The organism is Streptomyces sp. G5(2025) (assembly GCF_049542075.1).
Lineage (GTDB): Bacteria > Actinomycetota > Actinomycetes > Streptomycetales > Streptomycetaceae > Streptomyces.
The window spans coordinates 655,427-674,136 of record NZ_JBMUZT010000002.1; the positions used below are offsets into that span (position 1 = coordinate 655,427).

An 18,710-nucleotide genomic window follows, 5' to 3' on the forward strand; every position below is an offset into this window, starting at 1 on the left:
GGCGACCGGCGGCGAGGGCCGCGAGGGTGAGCGCTTTGCGGGTGGGGGTGGGGGTGCAGACCGTCGACGGCCGTGGCGTCCGCGAGGAGGCCCGTCCAGGGCGGCGACGGCCCGGACGCGGGAACACTCACCCGGGTGCCGATCGCGAGCCGGCCGGGCAGGTGGACAGGATGTCAGGTGGGCAGGTGGGCAGGTGGGCACAGGCGATGCCGCCGGCGCCGAGCAGACCGATGTGGAGCGGTGGCATGGATGGGGGCTGTCTGTCTCCTCCCGAGGACGGCGGGCAGCAAAGTCAGCTCTTGGAGCCGGAGAGGGCGACGCTCTGGACGAAGTGACGCTGGAGGAAGACGTAGACCAGCAGCATGGGCAGGCTCGCGATGAGCGAACCGGCCATCATGATCGGGTAGTTCGTCTCGAACTGGCCCTCCAGGGAGGTCAGTCCGGCGCTGATCGGCATCGTCGACGGGTCGGTGTTGACGACCAGGGGCCACAGCAGGTCGTTCCAGGACCACATGGCGGTGATGACGGCGAGCGCGGCGAGGGCGGGCCTGAGCAGCGGCAGCATGATGGACCAGAAGATACGGAAGGGGCCCGCGCCGTCGATGCGGGCGGCTTCCTCCAACTCCGCGGGGAGCGTGAGGAAGAACTGGCGCAGCATGAAGGTGCCGAAGGCGCTGAACATGCCGGGCAGGAACAGCGCGGGGGCGGAGTTCAGCAGGCCGAGCGCCTGGATGATGTCGTACTGCGGAAGCACGAGCAGGGAGCTCGGCACCATCAGGACGGAGAGGAAGAGCGCGAAGAGGACGTTGCGCCCCCGGAAACGCATGCGGGCGAACGCGTAGGCGGCCAGGGAGCAGAACACCAGTTGGCCGAGGGTACGGCCGACGGTATTGAGCAGGCTGTTGGCCAGCATTTCGCGGAACGGCAGCGCCGTGAAGACCTTTTCGAAGCTCGCCCGGTTCCAGTCGTCGGGCAGGAAGGTGGGCGGGACGCGTGAAGTCTCGGCGAGGGTCTTGAGCGCGGTGAGCAGTTGCCACAGGAACGGGAAGACCATCACGAGCGCGCCCAGCGAGAGGGCGGCGTGGGTGGCGATGGATCCGGCGCGCCCGCGTGTCCGGGTGTCAGGCATAGTGCACCCACCTCTTCTGGAGCCGGAACTGAAGGTAGGTCAGCGCGGCGATGAGGAGCATGAGCAGGAAGGCGAGCGCGGCCGCGGCGCCCTGCGCGTTCTCGACGAAGGCCCATTTGTAGAAGAGGCCGACGACGGACTGCGTATCGCCGATCGCCGGATTCTTCTCGCCCATCATGATGTAGATCAGGTCGAAGGTCTGCAGAGAATTGATCATGCAGATCACGGAGGCGAAGAAGATGGTCGGGCTGAGGAGCGGGAGCGTGATCGTGAAAAACCTGCGCAGCGCTCCGGCGCCGTCGAGTTCCGCGGCCTCGTAGTAGTCCTGCGGAATTCCCTTGATGCCCGCCATGAAAATGATCAGGTAGTAGCCGGTGGTCGACCAGACCATCACCGTGCCGATGGCGAAGACGGCCGTGGACGGGTCGGAGACCCAGTAGTGCCGGTCGACACCGAATCGGCTCAGCAGTTCGTTGAGAAGCCCGAAGTCGCCGTTGTAGAGCCAGTTCCAGACCAGTCCGACGGCGACGGGCAGCGTCACGAACGGCAGGAAGTACAGGGCGCGGTAGAGCGCGACGCCCCGCAGTCCGCGCCGGTTCAGGAGCGCCGCGACGACGATCGCGACCGGCAGCGCGGTGAGCCCGATGAGGCTGTAGATCAGCGTGTTGCCGAGCGCCTGCCACACGGTGACGTCCTGCACGACACGGACGTAATTGTCCGTGCCGATGAACGTGTGGCCGCCGAAGGCGCCGAATTCGGTGAAGCTGAAGTAGAAGGTCTGGAGCAGCGGCCAGAAGTAGAAGAAGGCGAAGCCGAGGCCGAGCGGCGCGATGAAGAGGTAGGCGGCGCGCCCGCCTCGGGACTTCGCGGACGCCGTGGCGCCTCGCCCTCTCGCTTTCGCGGCCGCCGTGGCGGGAAAGACACTCATGAGGCGCGTTCCTCCTTCAGGACCCGGTCCATCTGTTCGCCCAGCGTGCGGGCAGCGTTCTCGATGCCGCCCTTTCCGCTGAACGCGGCGCCGAGCAGCGGGTACTGGAGGTTCTCCCAGACCGGGGTGTTCTTGGAACTCGGGTACGGAACGGCGTACTTCTGCATGTCGATGAAGTGCTTCAGGTCGAATTCGGGCATCGACGTGAGCCAGGCGTCCTGTGTCCCCTCGTAACTGGAGATCGTGACGCCCGCCTTCGCCTGGATCTCGGCGGCCTCGCGCCCCGCCATGAAGTGCACGAATCTCCAGGCGGCTTCCTTCTTGCGGCTCTTGGCGGAGATGACGTTCGCCAGGCCGTGGATGATGGTGGCCCTGCGGCGCCCTCGGGGCAGGACGGCGATGCCGCCGTGGTCCTTGATCGCGGGCACGGCGTACATCTGGCCGGACATCGCCGACAGGTCGTAGTTCATGGCGACCTTCTCCGACCAGTAGCGCACGCGGCCGATGGACTCGACCATCGCGCTCTGCGGCGGCGACCAGCCCCGGTCGACCATGTCGGTGAGGAAGCGCAGGCCCTCGATGGACCGCTCGTCGCCGAAGCCGGAGCGGCCGCCCTCCAGGACGTAGCCGCCGGCGCCGCAGACGGCCGGGTAGATCTTGAACTGCCGCTCCATCTCGGCGGCGAAGCCGTGCACGCGCTCGTGGGGGTCGGTGAGTTCGGCCGCCGCGTCGCGCACGTCGTCCCACGTCCAGCTCGCGTCGGGGTACTTGATGCCCGCCTTGTCGAAGAGCGCCTTGTTGTACCAGAGGCCGATGGTGTCGAAGTCCTTCGGAAGGCCGTACTGCGTACCGCGGTAGGCGTACAGCTTCACCAGGGCGTCGGGGTGGCGCTCCACGGGTGTGGCGTCGGCCTCGATGTGCCCGGAGAGCGGTTCGAGGACGCCGTTGGCCGCGTACAGCTGGAAGTTGACGGCGTTCATCCAGAAGACGTCGGGGGCGGTGCCGCCGCGCATCGACGTCTTGAGGGTGGTCCAGTAGCTCGCCCAGGGCGTGAGCGCGATCCGCACGGATATGCGCGGATGCTTCTTCTCGAACGCCGCGATGATCTTCTCCATGCCCGGCACCTGCGCCGGGTCCCACATGCCGTACGAGAGCGTCGTCCCGCCCCCGCCGTCCCCGCCGCCGTCCCCGCCGGAACAGGCGGCGAGCCAAGGGGCGGCGAGCGCCCCGCCGAGGAGAGTCCTTCTGCGCATACCTGCCTTCGCCTCCCAGGAAACCGTCGGGCGCCGGCGGCGCCGTGTCCGCGAGCAGATTCTCCTCCACCTGGTCGAGCGCCTCGCGTACGACTCCGATGGCCCCGGGGTGCAACCGCTCATCGGGCAGCGGCACCGGACGCTCACCGACGGGGGCCACCCCGCCGGTGAGCACGATCAGTTCCGGGTCGACGGCGAGCGCGAGGGCCTCCAGTCGGCGCGGGGCCTCCGGCCGACGCAGGGCTCCGGCGCGGTGCTCATACCGAGCAACGGCGACATGGCGCAACAAGGCGGAGACGGTGCCGCCGAGGAGCAGCACCATCTTGTGCGGCCCCATGCCGATCTTGTGCGGCCCGATGTCGAGTTCGTCCACGGGGAGCCCGGCACGGGGAGGGAGGTCTCGGCGGTGCAGGGCGCGCGGAACGACGGTGGTGTCGAGCCGCCGCGGCGCGACCGGATCGTGCCCGTGCTCTCGTGCCGAATCCCGCACCAGTGCTTCACCTCGAACCCGCGCCGGAACAGCCCGGTTCGCGGGGCTGATGGACTACCGGCCCGCTCTGAATCGGGTAGGACACTTTCATGTCCGCCCGGGCCCGGGGAACCCCTTCGACGGCACCTGCCGGTGACGGGCCGCACGACGGCGGCTCCCGGCGGCGGCTCCCGGCGGCGAAGACGCGGGTCTAGTCGAAGTACGTCTCCAGCGTGCCGCGGCGTCGCACGTCGAGCGTCGCGCAGTGGAACGAGCCGCCGAACGGCGCGTAGTGCAGCAGGCCGCACGGGATCGGCTCGAAGCCCCAGGATTCGAGTGCCCGCAGCATGCCGGTGTGGTGTCGCTCGGCGATCACCCGCTTCTCGTCGATCATCAGCACGTTCATGCTCAGCCACTTGCCGCACATCGAGGTCATCTTGAGCAGGCGCTCGTCGATCGGGTCGGGTTCGGGGGCGACCAGGACGTCCCACGAACGCAGCACGTCGGGCAGCCGGTCGACGTCGATGTACTCGGGATTGACCAGGACCTTGCCGGGAGCGAGCAGGACGAACGTCGTGTCGATGTGCATGGGTGTACGGCAGCGGCTCTCGATCTCGTGGATGCGATAACCGGGCCCGAGATGGCGGCGCAGCCAGTCGATGCCCAGCTGGTTGGTGACGTTGCTCCGCGTCACGAACAGATCGCGGCCCGCGCGCACGAAATCCGCCGCGTCGAATACCGGCTCGAATTCGGTGAGGACGTAGCGCATCGGCTCGCCGTCCCGCGGCGGCCGGAAGTCCTTCTCGTACAGCTCTTCGGTGAGCTGCGGTTTCGGCGCCGCCGCCCAGCGGGCGCCGCGCCGGAAGTAGTCCTTGAGGAGCGCGCGATAGGAGTGCGTCTCGAAATACCGGCACGGCCACGCCATCGGCGTCTCGATGATCTCGTCGCCGATGACGAGCATGGCGTCGCGCGGACAGGAATTGCAGAAGCCGCGCGAGGACCAGTCGGGGGTGGCGAAGCGCTGCTTGTAGTCCACCGCGTCCGGCCGCGTGACCGTGATGCCGAGGGACTCCAGGAGGGTGACGAACTGGTCGAGTTCCTCTCGCGCGGGCTCGATCAGCCTGCGCGGGTACTCGAAACCGGCGGCCAGCCCTTGCAGCCGCGCCGCCCAGGGCGGAATGTTGCAGGCCACCACGGCGTGGCTGGAGGGAATCGTCGCGCCGTCGAGACGCCCCACGATCACTTCCTCCAGCGGGTCCCACTCATTGTGCGAATTGACCGGCGACACGAGAGGTTCACCGCCGGGCACCTCCGCCACAATTCCAGGCCTTTGCGCTACGCCCATGCTCACCGCTTCCGCTCGCAGGAAACAACGACTCACCGAAGTCAACGCTTTACCACAGGTGGCGCGCCCGTCGTCGTACGCCGTGCCTACGGGTCCGCACTGCGGGCATCCGTGCGGGCAGAGTCCCCGCGATGCGTCGAGTACCGGCTTTTGCGATATCTATGCCACCGACACGGCGGTCGCCACACGCAGTCGGCCCGCGTAGCCGATCCGTGTGGCCGGTCCGTGTGGCCGGTCCGTGAAGATCCAGGTGGGGGTACGCGCACCCGCCGTGCACACATGGGGCAGGATGACGTCCGCGCCCGGCCGGATCTCTGTCCCCGGCGCGATCGAACTCCCGGAATCGAGCAGGTATCTCAAGGTGACGACACATCACATATGCCGCGTGCAGGCGCACTCGCCCCGTACGACGGAGGTGATCCGATGACCCGTGCGCTCACACTGCACGACTGGATGGTGGCCGGGATCGCGGTGGTCGCCGGCATCGCGGCCGGACTGCTGCTGCGTGCCCTGCTGCGCTGGCTGGGCGAGCGGGCGAGCCGGACCCGGTGGAGCGGTGACGACGTCATCGTCGACGCGCTGCGCACGCTGGTGCCGTGCGCGGCCATCACCGCCGGGCTCGCCGCCGCGGCGGGCGCGCTGCCGCTCACCCCGCGCACCGGACGCAACGTCACGATGACGCTGACGGCCCTGCTGATCCTCGCGGCGACGCTGACGGCGGCCCGGATCGTCACCGGTCTCGTCAGAACCGTGGCGCAGTCGCGCTCCGGGGTGGCGGGCTCGGCCACCATCTTCGTCAACATCACGCGGGTCGTCGTGCTCGCCATGGGTTTCCTCGTCGTCCTGCAGACCCTCGGCATCTCTATCGCGCCGCTGCTCACCGCGCTCGGCGTCGGCGGTCTCGCGGTCGCCCTCGCGCTCCAGGACACCCTCGCCAACCTCTTCGCGGGTGTCCACATCCTCGCGGCGAAGACCGTGCAGCCGGGTGACTATATCCAGCTGAGCAGCGGCGAGGAGGGTTACGTGGTCGACATCAACTGGCGCAACACCGTTGTCCGTTCGCTCTCCAACAACCTCGTGATCATCCCGAACGCCCAGCTGGCGAGCACCAACATGACCAACTTCAGCCGCCCCGGGCAGGAACTGTCGATCACGGTGCAGGTCGGGGTCGGCTACGACAGCGACCTGGAGCAGGTCGAGCGGGTCACGGCCGAGGTCGTGGACGAGGTGATGAAGGAGATCACCGGTGCGGTCCCCGATCACGAGGCGGCGATCCGCTTCCACACGTTCGGGGACTCGCGGATCAGCTTCACGGTGATCCTGGGCGTCGGAGAGTTCAGCGACCAGTACCGGATCAAGCACGAGTTCATCAAGCGCCTGCACCAGCGCTACCGCGCCGAGGGGATCAGGGTGCCCGCCCCGGCCCGCACGGTCACCGTGCAGCAGGGCGAGCTGCCGCCGCCGCTCGGCATCCCGCACCAGCGCGACAGTTCGCCGCCGCCACGGGTCCACTGAGCGCCGTACGAATGCTCCGATGAACGCTCCGAGTGGCGGCCGGCGGAAGGTCATGATCCACTCGCGGGCATGGGGCACGACCACGGCCCGTCCTCCGCGGCGACGGGCGGCACGCTCAGCGGGACGTACCGCGGACGCCTGCTGTGGACCATCGGCATCAGCGCGTCGATCACCGTCATCCAGGTGGTCGGCGCGCTCCTGTCGGGCAGCCTCGCGCTCCTCGCCGACGCCGCGCACAGTCTGACGGACGCGGTCGGCGTCTCCCTCGCCCTCGGTGCCATCACCCTCGCCCAGCGCGCGCCGACGCCGCGGCGCACGTTCGGCTTCTACCGGGTGGAGATCTTCTCGGCGGTCCTCAACGCGCTGCTCCTCGTCGCCATCTTCGTCTGGGTCCTGTGGTCGGCGATCGGCCGCCTCAGTGAGCCGGTGGAGGTCAAGGGCGGCCTGATGTTGGCGGTCGCGGTCGGCGGACTGATCGCCAACCTCGTGGGCCTGTGGCTGCTGCGGGACGCCAAGGAGAAGAGCCTCAACCTGCGCGGCGCCTATCTGGAGGCCCTCGGGGACGCGCTCGGCTCGGTCGCCGTGATCGTGGGCGGCCTGATCATTCTGCTGACGGGGTGGCAGGCCGCCGACCCGATCGCCTCCATCGTCATCGGCCTGCTGATCGTGCCGCGCGCGTACGGGCTCCTGCGGGACTCCGTCCACGTCCTGTTGGAGGCGACCCCCCAGGACGTCGACCTCGGCGAGGTCCGGCGCCATCTCCTGGCGGAGCCGGGCGTCGTCGCCGTACACGACCTGCACGGCTGGACGGTGACGTCGGGCATGCCGGTGCTCACCGCGCACGTGGTGGTCACGGACACCGCCCTCGCGGCCGACTACGGCGCGCTGCTCACCCGGCTCCAGCGGTGCGTCGCCGGCCACTTCGACGTGGCGCACTCGACGCTCCAGCTGGAGCCCCGGGGGCATGTGGAGGACGGCGGGGCGCTGCACCTGTGACGAGGGGGACGCACGGGCGGCGCCCTGACCGTGCGTGACGTCGGGCCAGCCAAGCGTGCATCCACCCCGTGGCGATCCTGTGCATCTTTGCGGGCAGCGCCATGGAAGCCGGACGAGACCTCCCATCTCACCGGGGAACACCTGACGACGGCGTGATAGCACAGGGTGATCAGATCCGAAGGAGACGACGACACCATGGGCATCTTCAGCCGTCGCCAGACCGCCACCCTCGACCCGGCGCGGGCCGGGGGCCGCGGTACGCCCTTTCCGGCGGCCGCCGATGCCGGGCTCGACCCGGCGCTTCGCGCGCTGACCGGGCAGTGGACCATCGACCGGCCGCACAGCCGCATCGGGTTCTCCGTGCGGCACGCGATGGTCACGACCGTGCGGGGTGCCTTCGGCGACTACGACAGCGCGCTGTACTTCGACGGTGCCCGGCCCGACGCCTCGCGGGCCGAGATCACCATCCGGGTCGCCAGCGTCGACACGGGCGTGGAGCAGCGGGACGCCCACCTCGTGGGCCGCGACTTCTTCGACGCGGACCGCTACCCGGAGATGGTGTTCCGCAGCACCTCCACGGTCCACGAGGGCGGGGAGACCTTCCGCATGGCGGGGGATCTGACCATCCGTGACATCACGCGGCCCGTCGAACTGCAACTCGACTACCTCGGTTCGGTCGTGGACCCGTTCGGGTACGAGCGGGCCGGCTTCGACGGCACCACCACCATCGACCGCACGGCGTGGGGCCTGGTCTACAACCAGCGCCTGGAGGCGGGCGGCACGATGGTGAGCGAGAAGGTCCGGCTGCAGTTCGACATCTCCGCGATCCGGACGACGCCCCTGGCGTAGCCCGTCGTCGCGCCCCCCTACCGACCGCGCGGCGGGCAAGGAGCAGCGCGTCGACCTGCTCAGTGGTCCCGGCGCCGGGAACGGGAGTGCCGGGAGCAGCGCGTGGGGCCGGTGGGCGGTGTGGCGCGCAAAAGGGCCGGGCCACGGGAAGTGTTCCCGTGGCCCGGCCTCATGATGCCGCCGCCGAGGCCGTCATGGCCGGAGGGCGCGCGTCACGGGGCGAGCCGGTACGCGTTCGTGATCGTCTCGGTCACGGTGTTGCCGGATGTGTCCTTCAGGTACACGCGGTACGACACGGCCTTGGCCGTCGCCGGGTGCCGCACGGTCGCCGTGTGCGCCCCCTTGGTGTCGGTGGTGACGGGGGCCGACTTCCAGGTGCTGCCGCCGTCGTTGGAGACCTTGACGGTCAGCTTGGCGATCTTTGCGGTGCCGGCCGCCGCACCCGCCACCTTCAGCGGCACCTTCAGCGTGCTGCCCGCCGGGGCCGTGCCGTTCAGCGCCAGCTTCGGCGCGAGGCGGACGGTCGACAGCGGCAGCTCGGTGGGCTCCTCGTCGGGAGTCTTCGCCGACGTGAACGTCCAGGCCGCGGCCACCTTGGTGCTGGTCGTGGTGACCTTCGCCGCGCGGGTGGCCTCCATGGTCAGACGGTAGGCGGCGGGGGCAGCCGGGAGTTCGGCGTACACCGCGCCCGGGCCGCCCTCGGCGAGGGTACGGCCGCCCGACTCCAGCCGGGTGAAGCCGCCGGTCGTCGCCGAGCCCCCCGCGTGCCCCGCGCCGTCGCTGAAGAGCTCGATGTACGCGTCCATGGCGTTGCCCGCGCGGCGCGCGCCCTGCCGGTCGTCGGCTTTGAGGTCGGGGCCGACGACGCCGGTGTTGAAGTTCAGCGTGTAGCGCTTGCCCGCCTTGTACGCCACGTCACCGGAGTAGTAGTTGATGGTCGCCACCCCCGCGTCGTCGAGCTGCTCCATGGACCAACTCCATTGCAGGTCCTTGGTGTTGACGTAGCTCGTACCGGAGGCCGGCAGCTTCAGCCCGGTCACCGGCACCAGGGGCGGGTTGTAGCCGTTCTTGGCGACGGGCGTGGCGGAGAGCGTGCCCTTGCGCTGTGCGGCGGAGGCTCCGACGCCGTACCTGACCTCGGCCAGCTCGGCCTTGGTGGCGGCGCGCTTCAGGCCCGAGAACCAGTTGCCGGTGCGGCTGAAGGCCAGCCGGTAGTCGACCTTCTTCGCCGCCGTGCCCGAGGCCTTCCAGAGTCCGTTGTACTGCGCGGTGAAGGTGGGCGAGTCCGGGCCGAGGCCGAGGGTGCGCATGACGCTGCCGTCGCCGAAGCTCCAACTGCTGGCGATCCCGAGGGTCACGTCGTCGTAGCTGATGTTCGACTCCGTGAGTCGCGCGCCGGTGTCCGGGGTGGTGACGGTGACCGGCTTGGCCTTGCGGGAGTCCAGCGTGACCGTCGCCTTGGCGCCGACCTTCAGCTTCGGCTGGACGAAGACCGCGAAACTCTTGGTCGGGCCGTAGACGGAACTCTCCAGCGTGTACGTGCCCTTGGGCACCCGCACGGTGACCGGGCCCTCGCGGAAGGGGACCTCGATCTTCCGCTGCGCGCGGTCGGTGAGCGTGGTGGTGTAGCCGGACGAGGCCTTGCCGTTGATGTCGAGGTGCTTCAGCGTGAGGTCGTACGACTCCACCTCCCGGTCGACGACGAGGCCGGTGCGCACCTCCTGGCCGTCACCCGCGGCCAGGAGGGTCCCGCCGTAGATGCCGTCGGCGGTACCGGCCTTGGTGTCAGCGGTGACGCTGGTCCTGGCGGTGCCGCCCGCCGGGACGGTGAGCTTGGTGTCCTCGACGGTGAACATGCCCGCCGGACCCGGGCGGCCCTTCGGGTCCACGGCGTCGGCGGAGAGCGTGAGGGTGACGGGCTCGGTGCCGAGGTTGCGGTAGGTGACGGTCTTGGCGACCGGCTTGTCGTCGGTGTGCGGCAAGGCCCGCGTGCCGAAGGCGACCGTGCCGGGCTCGGGGACGACGGACGCGGTGACGGCGCGCGTCAGGTCGACGCGGCCCGCGCCCTGCTGCTCGGCGTTGAGCGTGGGGTTGGGCGTGGCGGAGCCGGTCAGCGCGGCCTTGAGCTGCGGGCCGGTCCACTTGGGGTGCCGTTGGAGGAGCAGGGCGGTGGAACCGGCCACGTGCGGGCTCGCCATCGAGGTGCCCGACATGGCGACATAGCCGTCGCTCCCGGGGGCGCCGGGGGCGCCGGGCGTCAGCGTGGAGCGTGCGGCCGTGATGTCGTCGCCGGGCGCGGTGAGGTCCGGCTTGGTGACCCCGTCGGCCTGCGGGCCGCGGCTTGAGGTCTCCGCGATGTCGTCCTGCTTGTCGACGGAGCCGACGGTGAGGGCGGCGGGGGCGCTGCCGGGCGAGTTCAGCGTGCCGTATGCGGGGCCGTCGTTGCCCGCCGCGACGACGAAGAGGGCCTTGCCGGAGAGGCGCGCGACGGCTTCCTCCATCGCGTCGGTGCCCGATGAGTCGAGGCTGCCGAGGCTGAGGTTGACTACCTTCGCGCCGTTGTCGACCGCCCACTGCATGCCGGCGGTGATACTGGACTCGGTGCCGGTTCCCTCCACTTCTGAGATGACCTTGCCGTCCAGGAGCTGCACGTCGGGCGCCACGCCCTTGTACGTGCCGCCCGACTTGGCCCCGGAGCCGGCGAGGATCGAGGCGACGTGCGTGCCGTGGCCCATGCGGTCCTTGGCGTCGGGCGAGGATTCGGTGAAGTTCTTCTCGGTGACCTCGACGTTCTTGAGGTCCGGGTGCGTCTGGTCGACGCCGGTGTCCAGGACGGCGACCTTGACGCCCTTGCCGGTGTACCCGGCCTTCCACATGGTGGGGGCGCCGATCTGCGGCACGCTCTTGTCGAGGGCGGGGCGGACCTTGGCGTCCAGCCACACGTGCGCGACGGCCGGGGCCACGGTGGTGCGTGCGTTCGTACGGCCGCCCGTCCCGCCGGTGAGCTCCGACCAGAGGCCCCCCGCACCGGACTTGGGCGCGGCGAACGCCTCGCCGCCGATGGCGGGCAGCGTACGGCGGTCACGGGCGAGGCCTCTGAAGGTCTCGCCGGAACGGCTGTCGCTGGAACGGCTGTTAGCGGGCTGCCCTGCCGATATGCGACGATCAGCGGCAGCGACGTGCGGTGCGCGTCGTCGTACTTGTCCTTGATGAGCCGCGTGACGTCGAAGAGCCGCCGGTCCAGCCTGCCCGCGCTGATGAGCGACTGGGCGTCCCGCGGTAGGACGTACGTGTGCCCGGCCTCGCGCCGCACGGCGATCGCGACGTCCTCGCGGCCCTCGCCGCGGATCAGTCGGGCGACCTGCTTGCCGCCCGCCCGGACGACCACGCGGTCGCCGGTGATCAACGTGACGGTCGCCGTCTTCCCGCCCTGCGCCTTCCGGCCGGTCTTGGCATCCCCGCCGGTACGTGTGCCCGCTGTGCGGTCCGGCCCTGCCCCGGAGTCGGCCGAGGCCACCCAAACGCGACCAGTGCCCCGGACACCACGGCGGCTGTCGCCGCCGCCCCCACCCTCGATATGCCTGCCACCCGATGCGCCTGTCTTCTGAGCGTGCTTGATGTGGTCGCCCGTAACACGCGATCTTGGAGGCGTTCGGTTCTCGGGGAGCGCGAGAATTTCCCGATGCTGCCATGACGTCACTTCGGTGACAACTTCGGTGACAACTTCGGTGACGACTTCGGTGACGTCACCTCGCTCTGCCCCGCCCGTCGCGCAGCCGGTGACCGCCGTGGCACCGCGATGAACGCCGTGCCCCTGGTCAGGTCGACGCTGGAGCGGGGTGGCGCACCGTCGCTCTCGTCGTCCCGCCGCAGCAGTTCGACGCGCCGCTGCTCCAGTTCCACCGTCTTGTTTCCGTTCACGACCGCCGTGAACTCATCGAAGGCGATGTTCGACAACGACCGCCCGGTCCGTCTGCGCAGCCACGGGAGGAGGCCCAGTCCCGTGAACCATCGCCAGGCGCTCTCCACCATGGCGAACAGGGCCAGCACACACGCGAAGGCCGGGAAGGACATGAGCCAGATCGTCATGTGATCACTGTCCCCGGTCCGCGGCGCGCGGGGATCAGACTGACGTAGGACCCGCTTCCCCCGTACGGCGGAGGCGCGCCGCACCCTCCCCGGCATCTCGCTTCGAAGGCCAACTTCCCTTAATATGTGGCGACTTGGCGACGCCAGAGGGGGGTGAGGGCCGTGGAGCCGACGCTCGCGCCTGTTGTTCTGATCGCCTTGCTCTGCTGGTTCGTCCACTCACTGTTCGTATGGACCCGGGAAATCGCGCATCGGCGGGGCCTGCCCGCGCCGTCGCTCGCGCCGGGCCAATTGGAGGCGTGTCAGGGGCAGGCGTTCCGCGAGATCTGCCGACGGGCCGCGAACCCGGGCCTGCGCGTGGAGATGACGGACTATTTCGCCGAGCGCGCATGGAATCGGGCCGATGCCATGCGCATCCTGGCGGAGCCGCTCAAGCACAAACTGATCAAGGTCAGGGGCTGGCGGTTCGGCTCGTACAGCGTGACGCGCAAGGGATGGGCCGACTACGAGAGCAAGTTCATCTGGACAGGAGGCGAAGGGGTGCACATCTCCTCCACGTCGGGCGGTTTCGTCGTGGCGAACGTCAACAGCCCGCACGCGATGGCCCATGGCGGCTACGGCAACCGGGCCAACGCGCCCGACGTCCCCCACCAACGGCTGACCGAGGCGCTCCGTGCGGACGCGGACTCCGCGCGGCCCGAAGAGGCGGTACGCGCGCGGGAGTACGCCGACGACCTGGCCTCGGCCGTCGACGCCCAGGACGCCGACAGGACGGCCCGTGTCCTCGCCAGGATCAACACCTTGCTGTCCTCTGCCACGGCCGCCTTCACCCTCACCCGCGAACTGCTGCCGCCGGGTTCGTAGCAGCGCCCTCGCCCTTGCCGACGGCCCCGGCTCAGTGGAAGCAGAGGCAGAACGGATGGCCGGCCGGGTCCGCGTAGACCCGCCAGTTGGCCTCCGGGCGGATCTGGTCCGTCCGCTCCAGCACGGTCGCGCCGAGGGCGAGCGCCCGCTTCTCCTCACCGTCGAGGTCGTCCACGTCGAAGTCCAGGTGGAGTTGTTGCGGGCGCCCCTGGCCGGGCCATTCCGGCGGCTGGTAGCCGTCCACCCGCTGGCAGGCCAGCGGTGTCCCCTCGAAGCCGTGCACCTCGACCCAGCCGTCGTCCTCGGGGTCCGCGACCACCCGGCCGCCGAGCAGCTCCGCGTAGAACTCGGCGAGCCGTACCGGATCAGCGCAGTCCAGCGCGACCGCCTGCAGCTTTCGGATCACTTCCGACGCCCCTTGCTCTTCGGCCGCTTCCGCGGCTCCCGTACCGGAGGTGTCGTAACGTACCCCACCCCCGCGACGGGGACGGGGTGGACGTCAGACACGGGACGCCCGGCAGCCGGGCGAACTGCCGGTCAAGGGCGTCGGGACCAGCGGCCTCTCGCCCGCACCGTGCTGAGGACCCGGCCCTGCGCCGCCCGGGCCGTCAGCCGGGCCTCCGGTGCCATGATGATCACCATCGGCGGTTCCTCCTGCCGGAGCGCCTGACCGGCTGACGTGCCGAGTGCGGCCGGTGTCAGGCGTCACTGAGGCGGCCCGACGGCAGCGCACCGGTGACCGTGCCATCGGCCTTGGCGGCGTCGGCGACGGCCTCGGCAGCCGCTTCCGCGGCCTGCGCCGTGTCGTCGGCGGCCCGGGCGGCCATGTCGTCGGCAGGCTTCTCGCGGGTGGCCGGCGAGCGCGGCAGGTCCTCGCTGAAGGCTCGGGCCACACCCTGGAGCGCGGAGGTGATCTCGCTGGGGATGACCCAGAAGTTGTTCCCGGAACCCTGCGCGAGCTCGGGCAGGGCCTGGAGGTACTGGTAGGCGAGCAGCTTCGGGTCGGGGTCGTTGCGGTGCACCGCCTGGAACACCTCGTCGATGGCCCGCGACTGGCCCTCGGCCTGGAGGATGGCGGCGGTGCGGTTGCCTTCCGCGCGCAGGACGGCGGCCTGTTTGTCGCCCTCGGCGGTGAGGATCTGAGACTGGCGCTGTCCCTCCGCCCCGAGAATCGCGGCCCGCTTGTCGCGTTCGGCCCGCATCTGCTTCTGCATCGCGTCCTTGATGGTCTGCGGCGGGTCGATGGCCTTGATCTCCACCCGGTTGACCCGCAGTCCCCACTTGCCGGTGGCCTCGTCCAGTACGCCGCGGAGCTGGCTGTTGATGGTGTCCCGTGAGGTGAGCGTCTTCTCCAGGTCCATGGAGCCCACGACGTTGCGCAAGGTGGTGACGGTCAGCTGCTCGACGGCCTGGAGGAAGTTGGCGATCTCGTAGAAGGCGGCTCGCGGGTCGGTGACCTGGAAGTACAGGACCGTGTCGATCTCGACGACCAGGTTGTCCTCGGTGATGACCGGCTGCGGTTTGAAGGAGACGACCTGTTCCCGCAGGTCGATCACCGGATGGACGCGGTCGATGTAGGGGATGACGAGGTTGAGGCCGGGATTCAGGGTGCGGTGGTAGCGGCCGAGGCGCTCGACGTTGCGGGCGCGCGCCTGGGGAACGATGCGCACCGCCCGCACCACGGTGAAGAGCGCGATCAGCGCGATGATCAGACCTGCGACAAGAAACGCGGAGACTTCCATGGCTCAGTCCCGGGGGTAGACGAACGCCGTGGTGCCGCTGATCTCTATGACATCCACGGTCTTTCCTGGCGGAATCACCAGCGTCTCGTCGTAGGCGCGGGCGGTCCACTCCTCGCCGTCGATACGCACCCTGCCGTCCAGGCCCGACACCTCGGACACCACGTAGGCGGCCCTGCCGACCAGCGCGTCTATGCCGAAACGCGCCCCTTGGGGCTGGAGCACGTACCGCACCGCGAGAGGGCGTACGAACAGCAAGGTGACGGTGGCGACGACGGCGAACACCAGGAACTGGAAGGCGAGCGGCAGCCCGAACGCGGCGCACACCGCCGTCACCAGCGCGGCGACGCCCAGCATGCCGAGCGCGGCGGTGAGGGTGAAGATCTCCGCCACGGCCAGCAGGGCCGCGACGATCAGCCAGATCAGCCACAGGTCCATCGTGTACCTCCTCCCGCGGACGCGGACGTGGGTACGATTTGCGCACTTTACCCTTATTTTACCCCTCGCGAGACTGATTGAACACGGCCCGGACGGTGTGAGATCGATGTCCGCCCACGCACTTACGCGCTGACGGCGGAACCGGACGCCGTACGGCAGTTGACTGACGGACGTACTGACGCAGGTCGTCCCCAGGATCCGGCGCAGCGCACCGGTCCGGCGGCAGCTGTCGGCGGATGACGCGCGACGCCTCAAGCCGTTCGCGAACCGGTTCCGGGACATGGGAATTCTCCTGTTTCCCGGCGAGGACGTCAGTGTCGCCGACGAGGCCGGCCACCGCCTGTATTCCTATATCTGCCGGCGGACCGGCGAACCGGACCGGGTATACGCGGGACTCCGGGCGAAACACATCGCGGTGTCCGGCCCGGAAGAGATCGTCTCCGGCTGGTCGCCCCTCCTCACGGAACAGGATCTGTGCCTCGCGGGGCCGAGCAGGCCCCGGCCCCGGCCCTGCGGATCATGGCCGCCTACGACGAGACGAGCCTCGCCGCGGCCAACCGACAGGGGTCTGGCGAGGGCGCCGACTGGATGCGCCCGCAGCTGTGGCCGTGGGCGCTCAGCCGCCACCGGGCCACGATCACCGCCGCGCCCGACTTCGGCTTCGGCCTGGCCTTCGCGATCCTGCTCGACGCGACCGTCGTACGGCTGCTGCTCGCCCCCGCGGTGATGGCCGTCGCGGGCGGCGCCAACTGGTGGCTGCCGACGCCGAAGTTCCTGCGGCAACAGCGCGGCTGAACCGGGCAGGCGGTGCCGCGCCGCCGCGTGTCGTGACAGTCGTCGTGGGAGGCGGCGTTAGCTTTCGAAGCGGCCGGACAGCGGAGAGGACAGCGGTTGCCTGCGGAAGAGAGTCAGACGCGGGACAAGGCGTTCCTCGAAAAAGCCGCGTACGTACTGACCCCGGGGTCGGTGGTCGTCGGACTGCTGTACTACCTCGGGAACAGGTACCGCGGCGCCTACTACGCCTACTTCGGGGTCTCGACGCGCGACCTGGAACTGACCATGCAGGAATACCTGCTCGAGAGCCCCGCCGCGCTCTTCCTTCCCCTGTGGGTCCTGCTCGTGGCCGGTCTCGTCGGGATGCTGCTGTTCCGGTCGGCGGAACGGTGGTTCGCCGAGGACACGACCTTGCGGCGGCGTGGTCTGGTGGCGCGAGCGGTCGCCGTGGTGGGCGCCGTGCTGCTGCTGATCAGCTTTCCGGTTCTGCTGGAGCCGGTGTGGTGGCAGCGCACGGTGCAGCAAGGCCTTCCCGGGGGCTGGCCGCGCGAGTTCCTCCCGCCGTCGATCGTGGCCGTCGGCGCTCTGCTGTTGCTGCTCGCGCTGTATCTCCGGCGCGGCCCGGAGCGCCGGAGGGAGCGGTTCTGGAGCATCGCGGAAGGGCTGCTGCTGGCCGCGGTGGTGATGATCATGTTCTTCACCATGGCGCGCTACGCACACGTCGCGGGAATGTCCCGGGCGCAGCACGACGCGGAACGGGACTACCGGGGAACAACGCCCGTGCTGATCCACGCACGCACCCCGATCCGCGCCTCAGCGCCCTTCATCACCTGCGAGGACCGCGGGAGGGCGTATATGCCGTACCGCTTCCGGTGCAGGGGCTTCCAGATTCTCGCCAAGTCACGCACGCGGTACTTCCTGGTGCCGCACAAGCGGCCCGCCGACGGCGACATCACGCTCGTGCTGCGCGACGACGACAGCGTCCGCGTGGAGGTTATGGGCGTGGCGAGGGCGCGACCGGCGGGCGGCCCGCGCGGATAGCAGGCACAGCCGGCCTATGGGGGCTACGGCGCCCCGGGGGTGCCCGACAGGAGTTCCTCCGGCCCGGCCGTGGTGCCGAGCGGGCTCCGTTCCGGGCTGACCGTGGTGGTCGGCGGAGTCTCCTCCGGAGTGTCCGTGACCGTGGGCTCCGGCGGCTCGACGGAGGGCGTGCCGGTCGCTCCCTCGGGGGTGGTCGGCGCGTGCGTGGGGCCTTCGCGCTTCCCCTTCTCGACGACTCGGCCCGCGACGCTCGAAGAGGTCGTCCCCTTGTCGGTTTCGAGTGTCACGCTGCCCGCGAGCTGCTGCGCCTTGGTCTTCGACTGCAAGAGCATGCTGAACTCGCACTCCCCGCCGGACGGCATCGTCCTGCCCGTGCAGTTGTCCTTGGACACCTTGGCATTCTTCGCCGTCACCTTCTTGACGGTCATCGGCTCGCCCGAGTTGTTGCGGACCTTGACGTCCACCGCGGCGGACTCGCCGACGGCCACGGGCGGGAAGTCGATGTCCGGCCCCCGCTCGTCGCCGCTCCCCGGGAAGAGCGTGGCGGTCCCGGCCGCCGCCGGTGACGCGTCGATCTCTGACGGCGTGTCGTCACCGTTCCCGCAGCCGACCGCCGCGGTCAGGACTCCGAGCACCACGGCCGTCCGCAGCAAGGATGCCCCGACTCCCGGCTCACCAGGCATATCCACTCCTCCGTCGCGCACGCGAACGCTTCGGCGAGCCTTGCACACGGCGCGGCCGAGGCCGCCGCGGCGTCCGGTCGCCACACAGCGACCTCACCTGATCGGCCCGGGCTCCTTGCGGGTCAGGCGGTCAGGCGGCCGATCTCCTGTGGATCGAGGCCGGTCAGCCGGGCGATGCGCTCCGCGGGAATCCCCGCGGTCAGGGCCCGGTGCACGAGGGCCTCCCGGTCCTGGGTCGTCTCCCGGAACGCGAGCAGTTCGCTCTCCATGTCCGTGACGGCCTGGGGCGCGCACTCCTGCTGGACGTTCAGCGCTTCCTCCTCGCTCAACGGCACCGGCAGCCGCTCGGCGTCCTCCGGGATGAGCGTCTCCTTCTCGGCGGGCAGGATCCTGACCTGTTCCGAGGACGCGGAGACCTCGTGGGCCTGCAACCAGGCCTGCACGGCGGGGGTTTCCGTGCATTCCAGGGCGTCGACGGCAGCGAGGGCCGCCCCCAGCCGAGGGTGCCGGTCGGGAAGGAGGAACAGGTATGCGTCATCGGCCATCGCGGAAAATCGCCTTCTCTCTCGAACGTCAGCTGGGCACCGATGTCGAGGCC

General features: G+C 69.9%; 17 protein-coding genes. 6 read left to right on the plus strand and 11 right to left on the minus strand.

The genetic code is table 11. From position 1 onward, the window contains the following. Positions 1-292: 292 nt before the first annotated feature. From ACOBQB_RS03300 to ACOBQB_RS03315, 4 genes are all read right to left on the minus strand, one after another. Entirely contained in the window at positions 293-1,129 is an 837-nt protein-coding gene (locus ACOBQB_RS03300; RefSeq protein WP_423588628.1) for a carbohydrate ABC transporter permease, read from the minus strand. After that, on the minus strand, positions 1,122-2,057 hold the full coding sequence (locus tag ACOBQB_RS03305) for a carbohydrate ABC transporter permease (protein WP_423588629.1): 936 nt from the start codon (positions 2,055-2,057) through the stop codon (positions 1,122-1,124). The genes ACOBQB_RS03300 and ACOBQB_RS03305 overlap by 8 nt, the downstream gene beginning before the upstream one ends. After that, the gene (locus ACOBQB_RS03310; protein ID WP_423588631.1) at positions 2,054-3,310 is read right to left on the minus strand and encodes an ABC transporter substrate-binding protein; all 1,257 of its coding nucleotides are present in this window, start codon (positions 3,308-3,310) and stop codon (positions 2,054-2,056) included. Before ACOBQB_RS03310 ends, ACOBQB_RS03305 begins: the two co-directional genes overlap by 4 nt. A 680-nt stretch (positions 3,311-3,990) precedes the next feature. Further along, a complete protein-coding gene (locus ACOBQB_RS03315) occupies positions 3,991-5,124 on the minus strand; it encodes an amidinotransferase (protein WP_423588632.1) in 1,134 nt (377 codons plus the stop codon). 423 nt (positions 5,125-5,547) lie between these two features. On the opposite strand from ACOBQB_RS03315, the gene ACOBQB_RS03320 reads away from it, so the two are divergent. The 3 genes from ACOBQB_RS03320 (at position 5,548) to ACOBQB_RS03330 (ending at position 8,484) form a co-directional block, all read left to right on the plus strand. Further along, complete coding sequence (locus ACOBQB_RS03320; RefSeq protein ID WP_423588634.1) at positions 5,548-6,639, plus strand: mechanosensitive ion channel family protein; 1,092 nt, start codon at positions 5,548-5,550, stop codon at positions 6,637-6,639. Between the two features lie 69 nt (positions 6,640-6,708). Beyond that, positions 6,709-7,635: a cation diffusion facilitator family transporter gene (locus ACOBQB_RS03325; RefSeq protein ID WP_423588636.1), complete on the plus strand. Its 927-nt coding sequence runs from the start codon at positions 6,709-6,711 to the stop codon at positions 7,633-7,635. A gap of 195 nt (positions 7,636-7,830) precedes the next feature. Further along, positions 7,831-8,484 carry a YceI family protein gene (locus ACOBQB_RS03330; RefSeq protein ID WP_423588637.1) on the plus strand — a complete coding sequence of 218 codons (654 nt, stop codon included), beginning with the start codon at positions 7,831-7,833 and terminating at the stop codon, positions 8,482-8,484. A 212-nt stretch (positions 8,485-8,696) separates the two neighbouring features. On the opposite strand, the gene ACOBQB_RS03335 is transcribed toward ACOBQB_RS03330, so the two are convergent. Both ACOBQB_RS03335 and ACOBQB_RS03340 read right to left on the minus strand, forming a co-directional pair. Further along, positions 8,697-11,447: a S8 family peptidase gene (locus ACOBQB_RS03335; RefSeq protein ID WP_423588639.1), complete on the minus strand. Its 2,751-nt coding sequence runs from the start codon at positions 11,445-11,447 to the stop codon at positions 8,697-8,699. 733 nt (positions 11,448-12,180) lie between these two features. After that, entirely contained in the window at positions 12,181-12,573 is a 393-nt protein-coding gene (locus ACOBQB_RS03340; protein WP_423588641.1) for a DUF6191 domain-containing protein, read from the minus strand. A gap of 162 nt (positions 12,574-12,735) precedes the next feature. Between ACOBQB_RS03340 and ACOBQB_RS03345 the strand changes: the two genes are divergently transcribed. Beyond that, complete coding sequence (locus tag ACOBQB_RS03345; protein WP_423588643.1) at positions 12,736-13,437, plus strand: hypothetical protein; 702 nt, start codon at positions 12,736-12,738, stop codon at positions 13,435-13,437. Positions 13,438-13,468: 31 nt separating this feature from the next. Here ACOBQB_RS03345 and ACOBQB_RS03350 read toward each other — a convergent pair whose 3' ends face one another. The 3 genes from ACOBQB_RS03350 to ACOBQB_RS03360 all read right to left on the minus strand — a co-directional run bounded on the left by ACOBQB_RS03350 (position 13,469) and on the right by ACOBQB_RS03360 (position 15,614). Beyond that, positions 13,469-13,843 carry a VOC family protein gene (locus ACOBQB_RS03350; RefSeq protein ID WP_423588644.1) on the minus strand — a complete coding sequence of 125 codons (375 nt, stop codon included), beginning with the start codon at positions 13,841-13,843 and terminating at the stop codon, positions 13,469-13,471. A gap of 292 nt (positions 13,844-14,135) precedes the next feature. Beyond that, on the minus strand, positions 14,136-15,179 hold the full coding sequence (locus ACOBQB_RS03355) for an SPFH domain-containing protein (RefSeq protein ID WP_423588645.1): 1,044 nt from the start codon (positions 15,177-15,179) through the stop codon (positions 14,136-14,138). A gap of 3 nt (positions 15,180-15,182) precedes the next feature. Continuing rightward, entirely contained in the window at positions 15,183-15,614 is a 432-nt protein-coding gene (locus ACOBQB_RS03360; protein ID WP_423588646.1) for an NfeD family protein, read from the minus strand. Between the two features lie 474 nt (positions 15,615-16,088). On the opposite strand from ACOBQB_RS03360, the gene ACOBQB_RS03365 reads away from it, so the two are divergent. Next, positions 16,089-16,409 (plus strand): hypothetical protein, encoded by a 321-nt coding sequence (locus ACOBQB_RS03365; RefSeq protein WP_423588647.1) that lies wholly within the window; start codon positions 16,089-16,091, stop codon positions 16,407-16,409. Positions 16,410-16,505: 96 nt separating this feature from the next. Beyond that, a complete protein-coding gene (locus ACOBQB_RS03370) occupies positions 16,506-17,429 on the plus strand; it encodes a hypothetical protein (protein ID WP_423588649.1) in 924 nt (307 codons plus the stop codon). A gap of 23 nt (positions 17,430-17,452) precedes the next feature. Here ACOBQB_RS03370 and ACOBQB_RS03375 read toward each other — a convergent pair whose 3' ends face one another. Together ACOBQB_RS03375 and ACOBQB_RS03380 are read right to left on the minus strand one after the other, a co-directional pair. Then, positions 17,453-18,112 carry a hypothetical protein gene (locus tag ACOBQB_RS03375; protein WP_423588651.1) on the minus strand — a complete coding sequence of 220 codons (660 nt, stop codon included), beginning with the start codon at positions 18,110-18,112 and terminating at the stop codon, positions 17,453-17,455. Positions 18,113-18,234: 122 nt separating this feature from the next. Further along, a complete protein-coding gene (locus ACOBQB_RS03380) occupies positions 18,235-18,657 on the minus strand; it encodes a DUF6003 family protein (protein WP_423588653.1) in 423 nt (140 codons plus the stop codon). Positions 18,658-18,710: the final 53 nt, after the last annotated feature.